Origin of the sequence: Sporolactobacillus inulinus (assembly GCF_006539285.1) — a bacterium.
Lineage (GTDB): Bacteria > Bacillota > Bacilli > Bacillales > Sporolactobacillaceae > Sporolactobacillus > Sporolactobacillus inulinus.
The window spans coordinates 1-12869 of record NZ_BJMS01000091.1; the positions used below are offsets into that span (position 1 = coordinate 1).

Annotated in this window: 13 protein-coding genes and 1 other annotated feature; of the genes, 6 read left to right on the forward strand and 7 right to left on the reverse strand. The window is 46.7% G+C overall.

The genetic code is table 11. The features are described 5' to 3' along the window. Nucleotides 1-149: 149 nt before the first annotated feature. Nucleotides 150-500 carry a hypothetical protein gene (locus SIN01_RS11705; RefSeq protein WP_010024411.1) on the reverse strand — a complete coding sequence of 117 codons (351 nt, stop codon included), beginning with the start codon at nucleotides 498-500 and terminating at the stop codon, nucleotides 150-152. Between the two features lie 198 nt (nucleotides 501-698). Here SIN01_RS11705 and SIN01_RS11710 point away from each other — a divergent pair, with 198 nt between their 5' ends. The 4 genes from SIN01_RS11710 to SIN01_RS11725 all read left to right on the forward strand — a co-directional run bounded on the left by SIN01_RS11710 (nucleotide 699) and on the right by SIN01_RS11725 (nucleotide 5222). Then, on the forward strand, nucleotides 699-1457 hold the full coding sequence (locus tag SIN01_RS11710) for an ABC transporter ATP-binding protein (protein WP_010024413.1): 759 nt from the start codon (nucleotides 699-701) through the stop codon (nucleotides 1455-1457). Between the two features lies 1 nt (nucleotide 1458). Next, the gene (locus SIN01_RS11715; protein ID WP_010024415.1) at nucleotides 1459-3483 is read left to right on the forward strand and encodes an FtsX-like permease family protein; all 2025 of its coding nucleotides are present in this window, start codon (nucleotides 1459-1461) and stop codon (nucleotides 3481-3483) included. 163 nt (nucleotides 3484-3646) lie between these two features. Further along, on the forward strand, nucleotides 3647-4297 hold the full coding sequence (locus SIN01_RS11720; protein WP_010024417.1) for a response regulator transcription factor: 651 nt from the start codon (nucleotides 3647-3649) through the stop codon (nucleotides 4295-4297). Next, nucleotides 4284-5222 (forward strand): sensor histidine kinase, encoded by a 939-nt coding sequence (locus SIN01_RS11725; RefSeq protein WP_010024419.1) that lies wholly within the window; start codon nucleotides 4284-4286, stop codon nucleotides 5220-5222. The genes SIN01_RS11720 and SIN01_RS11725 overlap by 14 nt, the downstream gene beginning before the upstream one ends. A 159-nt stretch (nucleotides 5223-5381) precedes the next feature. On the opposite strand, the gene SIN01_RS11730 is transcribed toward SIN01_RS11725, so the two are convergent. Both SIN01_RS11730 and SIN01_RS11735 read right to left on the reverse strand, forming a co-directional pair. After that, nucleotides 5382-5648, reverse strand: coding sequence for a hypothetical protein (locus SIN01_RS11730; RefSeq protein ID WP_010024420.1), 267 nt, complete (start codon nucleotides 5646-5648; stop codon nucleotides 5382-5384). Nucleotides 5649-5818: 170 nt separating this feature from the next. Next, on the reverse strand, nucleotides 5819-6820 hold the full coding sequence (locus SIN01_RS11735; RefSeq protein WP_010024421.1) for a dihydroxyacetone kinase subunit DhaK: 1002 nt from the start codon (nucleotides 6818-6820) through the stop codon (nucleotides 5819-5821). Between the two features lie 106 nt (nucleotides 6821-6926). Between SIN01_RS11735 and dhaS the strand changes: the two genes are divergently transcribed. Then, complete coding sequence (gene dhaS / locus SIN01_RS11740) at nucleotides 6927-7505, forward strand: dihydroxyacetone kinase transcriptional activator DhaS (RefSeq protein ID WP_010024425.1); 579 nt, start codon at nucleotides 6927-6929, stop codon at nucleotides 7503-7505. A gap of 101 nt (nucleotides 7506-7606) precedes the next feature. On the opposite strand, the gene SIN01_RS11745 is transcribed toward dhaS, so the two are convergent. The 4 genes from SIN01_RS11745 to dhaK all read right to left on the reverse strand — a co-directional run bounded on the left by SIN01_RS11745 (nucleotide 7607) and on the right by dhaK (nucleotide 10913). Then, the gene (locus tag SIN01_RS11745) at nucleotides 7607-8755 is read right to left on the reverse strand and encodes a glycerol dehydrogenase (RefSeq protein ID WP_202812803.1); all 1149 of its coding nucleotides are present in this window, start codon (nucleotides 8753-8755) and stop codon (nucleotides 7607-7609) included. 213 nt (nucleotides 8756-8968) lie between these two features. Then, entirely contained in the window at nucleotides 8969-9340 is a 372-nt protein-coding gene (dhaM, locus tag SIN01_RS11750; protein ID WP_010024428.1) for a dihydroxyacetone kinase phosphoryl donor subunit DhaM, read from the reverse strand. Beyond that, nucleotides 9333-9914, reverse strand: coding sequence for a dihydroxyacetone kinase subunit DhaL (dhaL, locus tag SIN01_RS11755; protein ID WP_029548136.1), 582 nt, complete (start codon nucleotides 9912-9914; stop codon nucleotides 9333-9335). Before dhaL ends, dhaM begins: the two co-directional genes overlap by 8 nt. Nucleotides 9915-9923: 9 nt before the next feature. After that, on the reverse strand, nucleotides 9924-10913 hold the full coding sequence (gene dhaK / locus SIN01_RS11760; RefSeq protein ID WP_010024433.1) for a dihydroxyacetone kinase subunit DhaK: 990 nt from the start codon (nucleotides 10911-10913) through the stop codon (nucleotides 9924-9926). Between the two features lie 214 nt (nucleotides 10914-11127). Next, nucleotides 11128-11381, forward strand: a binding site (T-box leader). 213 nt (nucleotides 11382-11594) lie between these two features. On the opposite strand from dhaK, the gene brnQ reads away from it, so the two are divergent. Then, nucleotides 11595-12869, forward strand: a 1275-nt coding sequence (gene brnQ / locus SIN01_RS11765) for a branched-chain amino acid transport system II carrier protein (RefSeq protein ID WP_141306096.1), incomplete at its 3' end; no start/stop codon positions are given.

Genomic DNA, 12869 nt, shown 5'->3' on the forward strand with positions numbered 1-12869 from the left:
GGGCTATTGGTTTGAAGAATGGGCAAAATCTTATACTTTCTTTTCCTGTAAGAAGAAAAGAGTCTTAAAGCTGGCGCTCTAAGACTCTTTTTTCGTGCCTTACGTCTCGTGTTTCGTGCATGAATCTTGTTAACTAAAAAAGTCAGGCCCTATTCGGCTGCCACAGGACGAATCAAACTTAATTTTCTCTCGATCGTTTTCATAAATTGGTGTGTAAACCATGTATCGTCGTCTATTTTTTGGTTTAAATCTGGATTCATATGAATCATCCTCGGCTTGGTCTTATCGCTGCTTAGCCCATTGGCCCGCGCAAAACAGATGCGGCCGTCAACCGAACTAATCGTCATATAAAACGGATGGTGTTCACGAAGCCTATGGAGGTAATGATCAACCGCCTCATTCACATCCGTTGTCACGAAATAAAAATGCTCTTTGGGGCCGGCGTTTTGATCCTTTTGCCATTCAATAAAGTTAAATCGTGGAATTTCAGTCGCTTGCAAGTCGCAACACCTCTCCCTTACTCTATTCTTCAGAAAGAGAAATGATTCCTGCATTTGACCAAGTGAACATGTATCCGCAGTCTGTCTGAGAGCAACCTTACAGATCTGTAAGCCGCGGCCTTGGAACTGTAAGCAAGCGCCGCGCAAACCCTTGTATACTAGACACATCCGATAAATTAATGTTGAGGAGCGATCACGATGTTGCTACAAGTCAATCATTTGCAGAAAATTTTTCAGACACGATTCAGTAAAGAAAAAACCGTTGCCTTGCATGATGTAACCTTTAGTGTCGAGGACGGCGAGTACATCGCCATTATGGGGGAAAGCGGTTCGGGGAAAACAACCTTGCTGAACACATTGGCGACGCTTGAAAAACCGACGTCGGGGTCTGTGATCCTGAATGGTCAGGACGTCACAAAAATTAAGGAAAACAAACTGGCGGAGTTTCGCCGCACCCATTTAGGGTTTATTTTTCAGGACTTCAATCTGCTCGATACCCTGTCGGTGCGCGACAATATTTTCTTGCCGCTCGTCCTTGGACGCCAAAAAGTGCGCGTGATGGAACAGCGCTTAGAAAAACTAGCACCCAAATTAAACATCGGCGATCTGCTGAACAAGCAGCCTTTCGAGTTATCCGGCGGGCAGAAACAGCGCGTGGCGATCGCCCGCGCACTGATCACCGAGCCGGAACTTGTTCTCGCCGATGAACCGACTGCAGCGCTCGACTTCAAGAATAGCGAGGGGCTGCTCTCCCTTCTTGAGGATATCAATGAAATGGGGCAAACCATTCTGATGGTGACGCACTCGGCGATTGCCGCAAGTCATGCAAAACGCGTGTTGTTTATTAAAGACGGCCGCATCTTTCATCAGCTTTACCGCGCAAATCGAGAAGCCGCCGATTTCATGCAAGAGGTCAGCATGACAATGACGAACCTGCTGGGCACGGAGGTGAGATGAAGTGTTTTACGTGAAATTAGCCGGTCGCAACATACGTCAATCGATGAGCAATTTTCTCCCCTTTGCACTTTCAAGTGTTGTAATGTTTCTTATGAATCTAATGCTCGCAACGATTTTGCTGAGTCCAAGCTTGAAAAAGCTGCAGGGTTGGGGAAACTTCGCGCTGCTGCTGAGCTTAGGATTGATCGTTTTGACCATCTTTGCGACCATCTTTATGATTTATAGTTATCGTTTTCTACTTAAAAGACGCACAAAAGAATTTGGACTCTACAATATTCTCGGTCTGAAAAAACGGCAGATTGTCCGTATTTCCATACTGGAACTGCTGATGATGTTCCTTGTGACCGTGGTTTCCGGAACCATTCTTGGCATTATATTGGCCAAATTCTTATACCTCATCTTAATTAACCTGGTAGGTGAAAACTATTTCGACTTGCAGTGGAGTCCGCTTGCAGTTGGGATTGTGACGGTTCTTTTTGCGTGTATCTATCTGCTCTTGATGATCATCAGCAGCTTCTCGATCCGTCGCCAGTCCAGTCTGGAATTGCTCAAAAATGCAAGCAAAGGAGAAAAAGAGCCCAAGTCACGCGGCATTCTCGCCCTGCTCGGCCTTGTCTCACTGGCCATTGGCTATTACCTTGCCGTAACGGTTGCCTCGCCGCTCGATGCTCTAACAAAATTCTTTATCGCCGTACTGTTTGTCATCTTCGGCACGCTGCTGTTCTACATGAGCTTCACGATTTGGCTGCTCAAACGGCAGAAGAAAAATAAAGGCTATTACTATCAGCCAAAACACTTCATTACCGTTTCAAGCATGCTGTATCGCATGAAACAAAATGCGGTTGGACTGGCAAATATAACGATCTTGGTCACGATGACGTTCGTCACCTTAGCCACAACGGTTGGCCTCTTTTCCAGTATCAATGGATTTCTGAACGACTACTTCGTTCGCAACACGATCATCAACGTCAATACAACGCAGCAACGAAGCACTGAACTCGTTGATCAGGTTGCTGAAAAAAACGGAATAAAGGTGAGCAATCCGGTCGTTTACGAACTATCGAACAGCATCGTCGGGGCGATGAACAATGGCAAATTCGAGAATAAACAAAACCTTGCCAAACTGACGACCGTGAACTTCATGACTGCAGAAACCTATACCGCATTGACTGGAAACCCGGTTCATCTGCGCGGAAATGAAGCCATTGCCTACCCGGCGGTCGGCAGCTTTAACGAGGATCAGGTTATGTTTGGGAACCATACGTTTAAAATCAAACAAACGATTATCGGCATTCACAATTTCCCATCAACCAGTAGGATGGCATCCAATTGGCTGATCCTGATCGTGAATACAAAAGAGACGATTCAGCCCGTGCTCGACGATGCAACCAAAGCAGCAGGCAATCATTATCCGCTTGGTTTTGATACGACCATCAGCGCCGATCTAACGGGAAACGATGCCAAGAAACTTCAAACTACTTTATCCGACTATCGCGTGAATGGAGACGCTCCGATTCGGCGTACTAACGACTCAAAGACGAAAATCGAGCAGGATGACCGCGGTGAAGAAAAAACGCTTGCCGGTATGCCTCCGACCGTGGACCGCTATGACGACATGCACCAGCAACTCATCTCTTTTGCAGGTGGCTTCCTCTTCATTGGCCTGGTTCTGGGGTTCACCTTTATTCTCGGTACTGCACTAATCATTTACTACAAACAAATTTCTGAAGGAGAACAGGATAAACGCAGCTTCGAAATCCTGCAAGAAGTCGGTTTGAGCGGCGAGGAAGTGCGGCAAACGATTCGCTCACAAGTGCTGCTCGTCTTTTTCATGCCGATCGCCGTTGCAATTGTCCATTTCGGCTTTGCCTTCATCATGATTCAAAAATTGATCAGCTTATTTGGCGCGACACGCTTCGGCTTACTGCTGCTGACAAGCATCGGTACAATCGCCGTCGTTGCTGCAATTTACTACATCATTTATAAACAAACGAGCCGCGCCTATTACCGAATTGTGGAACGCTAATCGCCCGAAAACGGTGCCCGTGCTGCGTTACGGCTGACGGCGTTGGTGCTCGAAACCGAGAAGGAGTCTCATCATTGATTGTTTGAGCTCCTTCTTTTCGCATTTGTCCCTTTTCAAAAAAATCAGTAGAATGAGTATAACAATCACTAGGGGAGAAGTTCTAATGACTAAAGTCTTTATTGTGGAAGACGACGCAGCGATTGTGAAACAACTCGCTTCTGCGCTGAATGCATATACGGTTGTTTCCGTACAGAATTTTCGCAGCGTCCGTCAAGAAATTGAAGCCGAGACTCCGGATTTAATTCTGATGGACATTACCCTACCCTATTTTAACGGGTTTTACTGGACGACCGAAATTCGCAAGCACGCAACAACCCCAATCCTTTTTCTCAGTTCGGCAGATGATGAAATGAACCAAGTCATGGCCATGAATATGGGCGCCGACGATTACGTCACCAAACCGTTCTCAGTCGACGTGTTGAAGGCTAAAATCAATGCACTGATGCGCCGAACCTACAGCTTTTCTCAAGCACAATTGACGTTCAACGGCTTCGTCTTGGAAGGTACCGAAGTGAAAAAGGGGACGGATAAAGCGGTTTTGACGCCAACCGAGGCTAAGCTACTGCGCACCTTCTTCGAACAGCCCAACCAAACGGTGACCAAAGAGCTACTGCTTGCAAAGCTCTGGGAATCGGATGAATACATTGATGCTAATGCTCTGCACGTCAACATTGCTCGAATGCGCAAGAAGCTGCATGCGATTGGCTTTGATTACATCGGAACGGTGCGAGGTGTCGGCTATGTACTGGCGTGAACGAAAGCATTTTATTTATGCCGTCTTCGTGATCGTCGTGGTCATCAGTCTGACCTTTTCTCTGCGTGGTCTACCCATGCGCACGTTCTGGTCGAGTTTGCTGTTTGGCATGACCGTTCTGATCATTTTTAGCGGCTATGACTATTACCAATTTCAACGCCGCCACCACCAACGGCTCCAGCAAGTCATTCCTCAGGTTGACTTAAGCCCGCAGTCGCAAGCAGAAAAAGATATGCTGAAGTTGCTCGAGGAACAAAAAGAGTACTACGAAACGAAAATTGCCGCGGTCAAACACTTTGATGACGACTTAACCGATGTGGTGCGCATATGGAGCCATCAGATGAAGGTGCCCCTCTCTGTCCTCAATTTGATGGGACAAACCGGTGATTTTACCCAAGTCGAGTTGAAAGAGCAAACGTTTCAATTGGAAAACTATTTGGAGATGCTGCTGCATTACCTGCGCTTGAACCACGAGCAAACCGATTATCGCTTTACCAAAGTGCCCATGAAGCCGCTCGTTCAGTCAATCGTGCGCAAGTTCGCCCCACTGTTCATTAGGAAAGGACTGAGTGTCACCGTTGATGGCGATGCGACCTGGACGACAGACGAAAAGTGGCTTGGCTTCGCCCTTGAGCAAATCATCAGTAATAGCGTCAAATACACGAAACAAGGCAACGTCAGCATCCAAATCAAAGCAAAATCGATTCAAATCAGCGACACCGGTATCGGTATCTTAAAAGAAGATCTGCCACGCCTATTCGAACACGGCTTCACCGGTTACAACGGGCGCCGCGACAAAAAAGCAACCGGCCTCGGTTTCTTCCTTGCAAAAGAAGTCACGGGTCGGCTCTCATTAAGCATCCATGTTGACTCCGAAATTGACAAAGGAACGACGGTGACGCTAAAAAGGAATGATGGAGCGTGAAAGGGCTACAGCCATATTTTAATTTAAAAGGTGAATCTATTCATATTGAAGTATTGTGGATTAAATCCTTGCAGAAAAGAGATTAAACATATAATAACGTGGATGAAGGTGTGTTCATAAGTTAGAAAGGATTCATTCGCAGAAGAAGAAAGGCCGAAATTACATACCGATTTTCTTTTTGATCTTCTGAACCTCTTTACGAGTTTCCCAATGTTCATCATGTACCATTTTAATTTGATCGGACAGATCCTCATACATGTCATCCATTCGCCGATTCGTTTTTTTCAGATCACGTTTAATCTCTGAGATGTCTTGCTTCATCTCTGTGATATCTTGTTTCATCTCGTCCATTTCAACGCGCATGCTTTTAACGTTCGCGTCAACTTCTCTAATCGCCTGCATGATCATGCTCAATTCCTCAGCCATAATCGCCCACCTCCTTTTGTTCTATCATAACAGCAGCCAAATGAATTCTGCAAGGACAGAGTCAGGCCTTCTTACAATCATTTTAAAAGAAAGACTGCCCCACCTGTTTGCTGTTTAAGCATGACTTTTCCGGCTAAGTGGAAGCAAAGCAACGATCTGTTGCATCGGTTTTATTTCCATGCATAAGCATCCGTTGGCATTTGCAGGTAACGCAACCATTGCGGATCAGCGAGACGAAGGAACGTTAGCGAAATGCCGTACATATCATTTGAAGTCATATAGTTGCCTGTTTTTCTGATCGGGGTTTTTAGTCCATACAACCCGATCAGCCGACCCACATCATTAACAAAAATAAACTGATCCATAAGCGGCGTCGAGCCAAGGCCATTGACCATGATTGCAAATGTTTCCCCTTTTTTCCATGCAAACGCATTTTTCAGCTTATTCATCAGTTCAATCGCCAGTCGTTCTGAGGAATGCATCTTCTCAATCCGGTAACCCGGCTCTCCGTGAATCCCGATGCCAAAATAAATTTCGTCTTCTTGTAATGAAAACAGAACTTTATCTTGATTGGTTATGGTGGAGGGCGACAGAGCAACCCCCAGTGTTTTTGTCGCTTCAACCACTTGGTCGCCTAAATTCTTCAATTCAGGCAAACGCAATCCGGATGCAGCGGCTGCGCCAATTATTTTCTGAACGAAGACCGTACCGGCAACGCCTCTTCGCGTCAACGCGTAGGTTTTGCGATCCAGACGCTCTGTTGAAATATCATCTGCAACAATAACCATTTCAACAGGAATGCCTTCTTGCTTTGCCCACTGTGCGGCTTGATTAAATGCTTCAATGTCCGCTTTGAAATTTTTCACAACGAGAAGAACGCCTTCAGGTCCAGCGACCTCTTTAATGGCCCTGGTTATTAATTCTGCTTTTGGCGGGGTAAACAGCTCCCCGCACACCGCTGCTGTCAGCATCCCATCTCCGACATATCCGGTATCGGTCGGTTCATGCCCGCTTCCGCCCCCACCAATCACCGCAACCCGATCACGTGCCCACTTTTTTGAATAGAAGATGCCCGTCCGCCCAATACGTGTTAACAAATCCTGATAATTAAAGGCAATGCCTTGAAACATATCTTCAATGATGTCTGCTTTATGATTAATAATCTTTTTCACCGTAGCGATCCCTCTCTTTTACCTGTATTGTTACGCTTTTACTAGTCCGCGTCAATTCCCCAATGGTATAATTTAAATAGGAGTGTTCGGAGGCGAAGCTGAACCGATGACAGGATCACTAATCACCAAAAAAACGATTGCCACTGCATTAAGAGAACTTTTGAAAAAGGAATCGTTTGAAAAAGTAACGGTTCGAGACATCATGCGTCATTGCCACATGCGCAGACAAACCTTCTACAATTATTTTAAGGATAAATATGAATTGGTTTCCTGGATCTATTATGAAGAAGCAATCGAAAATATCCAGGATTATATGAACTATGAAAATACAGCAATGATCATTGAACGCATCTTCACCTACCTCTATGAGAATCAGAATTTCTATATAAAAGTCCTTGAATTTACCAGCCAGAATTCACTCAGCGACTATTTACTTGAGCAGACGAAACTTTTGATTCGCCATTGGATTGACGAGTTGGACGATAACGGCGATTTATCCCTAACAAACGATTTCGCCGATTTTTTGAGCGACTTTTACAGTTATGCCATTGTTGGCGTAGCCATTAAGTGGCTGAATGACTCTTGTCCGGAAAAACCGAAGATCATCGCCAAGCGTATTGTACGGCTCTTGGATCAGGCGTTTCAATCCGCGCAAGATCTGTCGCAGCATCAAAGACGCGGCTAACAATTGGTCAGTCAGTTATGAAAACCCCGGCATTTGGCCGAGGTTCTTTTGTTGATCATTCTAGATTAGCAGACAAAGAGCATGGCTTCGAAGAAACTCGGTTAGTCCATTGCTAGTAATTCCTTCTTGCTCTCGACAGACCAACCATGGCGAGATTTATAGTCTTTGACATACGCATCGACACCTTTGATTGCTTGGACCACATCATCTGCCGTAATCGCAAACGGCATTTGATGGATCGTCTCTCCAGGAGCCGTCGCCTTTTCACCGACCTTGTAAAGTTCTTCATCCGTCGCTTTTTCAAGATGAATTTCTTTAAGTGAGGTTGGCAAACCAAGTTTGAGATAAAAGCCAATGTAGCGTTCCAGCTCATCAAACGGCTTATTCTCAAGAACAAGCTGAGTCAGCGCACCATACGCTACCTTTTCTCCGTGCGTCAGGTGGTGAATATCACCGGTCAAAGCGGTAAATCCGTTATGAATCGCATGGGCTGCGCCAAGTCCGCCATCTTCGAAACCTAGACCGCTGAGCAGCGTGTTCGCTTCGACAATCGCTTCAAGTGCCGGTGTAACAATTTTCTTTTGGTTCGCTTCAATCGCAGGAAGCGCATAATCGAAGAGCACTTTTTCGCAGGTTTCCGCAATTGCCTTACCTGCCAACGTCGGTTGTTTGCCGGACATGGTATTATTATGCCCTTCAGCAACCGCACGCGCTTCAATCCAGGTGGCCAGTGCATCTGAAATACCCGAAACAAGCATCCGATGCGGCGATTCAGCAATAATCCGCGTATCAACAATAACGAGTTCCGGATTCTTATCATAGAACAAATAGCTTTCAAAAGCACCGTCATCAGTATAGATTACAGACAGGCCTGCCGTTGGTGCATCGGCGGAGGCTACGGTCGGTGCGCAAACAACCGGAGTATCCAGATGATCCGCGACTGCCTTCACCGTATCTAGCGTTTTCCCGCCGCCAAGTCCGATCACCACATTCACTTTTTTTGCCTTTCCGGACTCCGTCAGTCGATTGATTTCATTAATGCTGCATTCGCCTTGAAAGACTTCTTTGACAACTTCGATTCCACCTTTTTTAAGCTGAGCGGAGAAGGCTTCAGCAGCAGCCTTCCACACGGTTTCATCGGCAACGACAAGCGCTAAATCGCCTAACTTTTTCACATACTGATCCGCTTTCTTGAATACATCTTTCCCTTGTACATAACGGCTTGGGCTGACAAAAACTTTTTCCATAATAACTTCCTCCTCTTTCACCAGTTATTAGATGGTATGGGTCGGCATCCAGCGACTTTTTGCGGGTGACACGAATCATCCCGACCGGTCTCCCGACTGCAAGGTTTGCAGTGCTCCCATTGTTCGCTTCTCCCGCAGAGAGGGTACATAGACTTCCACTTGTTTTGCTACGCTCACGCGTACTCGTATTTCAAACAGCGTTTACGACGCGATCATTCATTTTATTTTAAGCGGTTTCAATTCTGAGTGTATCGAATCTTCCGAAGCATTCGCCTGAAGCATCGCCGCGGCAACATAAGCGCCTTCGACAAAAGAAACATCCTGAATCTCCAGGTTTTTATCTGTTGTCTCGCTAACGAGATCTAGATTCATCTTTGCGCTCCCCAGGTCGTAAAATGCCCAAATGCGCGGCTCTTCAAACGACGTAACGGCTTCATTGATCCGATCAAAACTTGTCCCAACACCATTGTCTTCTGTGCCTGCTGCAGCTTTAATCGTCACATCCCCGGCGACTTCCTTAAGCAGCCGCAACACACCATCACCGATTTCACGAACATGAGAGACTAAGAGGATACCAATCTCAGGCATGATCAGCACCAGCTTCCAAGAAGGCATGGAACAGATAACCACTTGATTGGGCACCTGGGTCAATATGGCCAACCGAACGATCGCCCAGATACGAAGCTCTGCCTTTTTTTGCTTTCAAACTTTTGGTTTCGGCTACAAAGGCATCAATTTTCTCATGCGTTAATGTACCGTCCGCCAGTGCTTTCTGAACCGGCAGCCAAACATCCAGCATCGTCTTATCACCGGCTTCGGATTTTCCGCGATGAGCGATGGCTTCCGCTCCCGCCGCAATCCATTCACTGCGGTCATCGGTTTCACCCGCTTTTTTCGAGAGCGCGAGCAAAGCCGAACCGTACAGCGGTCCTGAAGCCCCTCCGACTTTGGAGAGGAGAGCCATCGCCGCGTTTTTAAATACAGCCGACGTGTCACCCGACTGATCCAAACTTTTTAATAAAAAGTCCGCGCCTCGTGCCATGTTGTTCCCGTGATCCCCATCGCCAATCGCGCTATCTAACTCACTCAGATACGTTTTCTTTTCATGCAACTGCGCTGCAAACAGTTCCAACCATTTTTTAATTTTATCTACCATTAACATCATCTCCCTTTACCATGCGAGTGTGTGCGTTTCCCATTTCAAGTTCTCCAGCCAGCGCGCATCTTCCAATTTACAGAGCGTCAGCGAAAGTCCTTCCATATCTAGCGAGGTCGTCAAACTGCCTACTTTGATAAAATCAATCAAGAGGCCGTCTTTCTTCAGTAATTTCTCCGCATCCTGCCAGAAAATGTATTGTTCCATCAACGGTGTGGCACCCAGTCCATTAACGAGTACCGCATAATGTTCGCCTTCAGACCATTGAAAAGCGTTCTTCAATTTAGAGACAATTTCTTCAGCTAATTCACGCGAGGTTTTCAGTGATTCACGTCTGTAGCCGGGCTCGCCGTGTATGCCGACGCCAAATTCAATTTCGGTGTCCCCTAATTCGAAGCCCGGTTTGCCGACTTCAGGAACCGTCGCCGCTTTAAGCGCGACGCCCAGTGTCTTGATATTGGGGACGATCCGGTCGGCAACCGCTTTCATTTCATCTATAGTCGTCCCTCTTGCTGCTTCGGCACCAAGGATTTTATGAACGAACACCGTTCCGGCAACTCCGCGTTTCCCTTCGGTATAGGTACTGTCCTCGACCGCAATATCATCATCAACGACAACGGATTCAACACGGATACCATCGGCTTCGGCCAAATCTTTGGCCATTTCGAAATTCATCACATCGCCTGAGTAATTTTTAATAACGAGAAAAACACCTTTCCCCTGATCCACCTGTTTAATCGCTTCATAAATCTGATCCGGAGTCGGTGACGTAAATACCGATCCGCAAACCGCCGCCGCAAGGATTCCGTCCCCGACAAATCCGGCGTGTGTCGGCTCATGACCGCTACCACCGCCACTGACTAAAGCGACTTTGTCTTTGGGCAGTTCCGAACGATAGATCACACCTGTTTCAGGGATATTTTTCAATTGACCACATCCCGCAGACACAATCCCCTGAACCATTTCATCAACAGCCTGCTCCGGTTTATTCATGATTTTTTTCACTTTGTCTGCCCCCTTTCATTTTCCACATGTTTATCTTAACTTGTATACGGTTACATTGTAATGGACAGATTTCCAAATGTGTCCGCTTTCATTTATGAATAGCCGTCCACAGCAGCTCATCCATTAAACACAAACCGCTAAATTTTCAATCGCAAGCTATTGACAGTTTTGAAAAAAGAGTATAAAGTGAAACCACTCTCAAATTCGTGAATAAATCAATGCAATGATAGGGAGAGTAGCTTTTATCGAGCCTTTTAGCGAGCTTCTACCGGTGAAAAGGGAGCAGGTGTCGATAAAAAGTGAAGGTAGCCCTTGAGCGGTGAATGCGACATTCGACGAATGAAGTTTTCAACGGCAGCACCCGTTAACATGCCAGCGTCTTGCCGAATAGCGGCAGTACGTGGTGAGGCGGCAGCCAGTGATGGCGGCCGTAAATAAAGGTGGTAACGCGTAACCAACGTCCTTTAAAAGCATGATGATGCTTTTAGAGGACGTTTTTATTTTTATAGAGGTGTTCAAAAAGTCCGGGAAAAATTGCTGTCGAATCTCTGTCTCAGCTTGTTTCTCCGCTCCTCACGTATTATTTGCATACGCTCTGGTGCTCGAAACTGCGCTTCCTTGATCTTCTCGGCTCTTTTTGTCCTCCTTTTTGAACAGACTCTAATAAGGAGGAGTTTACACATGAACACAGAGAATCAGCAACCTAAGCTGACATTCATTCATTATCTAACGATCGGATCACTGCTTTTCGGCATGTTTTTCGGTGCCGGCAATTTAATTTTCCCGCTGCATCTTGGCCAACTGGCGGGCAGCAATTGGCTTCCCGCCGCCATCGGTTTCCTACTTTCCGGCACACTGCTGCCGCTACTTTCGATCATTGCCATCAGCATCACCAAAAGTGAAGGCATTTACGATGTTGCGCGACCAATCGGCCATCATTACGCCCTGATCTTTTTGATTTTGGTTCACGCCACACTGGGGCCTCTGTTCGCCACGCCGCGTACCGCAACCGTACCGTTTGAACTTGGTTTTGCTCCTTATGTTTCGGCAGACCACAAATGGATCTGGCTGCTCGTCTACTCGGCCATCTTTTTCGCGCTGACCTATTTCTTGTCGCGCAGCGAGTCACATATAATTGACGTCATCGGCAAACTGCTGAATCCCCTTTTCTTAGTCCTGCTCTTCATTATTTTCTTCGTCGCATTTCTTAAGCCAATGGGGGACGCCGGACAAGCAGCAATCAGCACCGACTACATTCACGCTGCGCTGACAAATGGTTTTCTCGAAGGCTATAATACAATGGATGCCCTAGCCGGCCTCGCCTTCGGTGTCACGATCGTGACTTCCATTAAGCTGATGGGCGTCCGCAATCCCAAATCGATTGCTGCGGCAACGGCAAAATCCGGAATCATCTGCATCAGTTTGGAAGCACTCATTTACCTTGGCCTTATTGTGATCGGTGCAATGAGTTTGGCACACTTCAAACTTTCGGAAAATGGCGGGATCGCTTTCGGCCAAATTGCCAATCATTATATGGGCGCAGTGGGCAGCGCCATCTTAGCCACGTTAGCGACCGTCACTTGTCTCACCACGGCGATGGGGCTGGTCACCGCCTTTGCCCAGGATTTCCATAAGCAGTTCCCGCGGATCAGTTATTTAGCGTTCCTGCGATTGACCTGTTTGATTTCATTCATCATTGCCAATGTCGGATTAACGCAGATTATCAACTGGTCACTGCCGATCTTAATGCTTTTGTACCCGCTCGCAATCACGGTAATTTTCTTATCAATCCTGTCCCCATTGTTCAAAAAGTCGCCAATCGTTTACCGATTCACAACGCTCTTTACCGTTATTCCGGCTTTATTTGACGCCACGAACGCGCTGCCGCCAATCTTGAATCAGGCGGCGCCGATTCAAGCGCTGATCCACTTTGCAAGCAGCTATCTGCCACTGTTT

What these genes read in the sequence shown, in the direction of transcription:
- SIN01_RS11710 (WP_010024413.1), top strand. Translation starts at nt 699, where the DNA reads ATGTTGCTACAAGTCAATCATTTGCAGAAAATTTTTCAGACACGATTC.
- SIN01_RS11720 (WP_010024417.1), top strand. Translation starts at nt 3,647, where the DNA reads ATGACTAAAGTCTTTATTGTGGAAGACGACGCAGCGATTGTGAAACAA.
- SIN01_RS11725 (WP_010024419.1), top strand. Translation starts at nt 4,284, where the DNA reads ATGTACTGGCGTGAACGAAAGCATTTTATTTATGCCGTCTTCGTGATC.
- SIN01_RS11730 (WP_010024420.1), bottom strand. Translation starts at nt 5,648, where the DNA reads ATGGCTGAGGAATTGAGCATGATCATGCAGGCGATTAGAGAAGTTGAC.
- dhaS (WP_010024425.1), top strand. Translation starts at nt 6,927, where the DNA reads ATGACAGGATCACTAATCACCAAAAAAACGATTGCCACTGCATTAAGA.
- dhaM (WP_010024428.1), bottom strand. Translation starts at nt 9,340, where the DNA reads ATGCCTGAGATTGGTATCCTCTTAGTCTCTCATGTTCGTGAAATCGGT.
- dhaL (WP_029548136.1), bottom strand. Translation starts at nt 9,914, where the DNA reads ATGTTAATGGTAGATAAAATTAAAAAATGGTTGGAACTGTTTGCAGCG.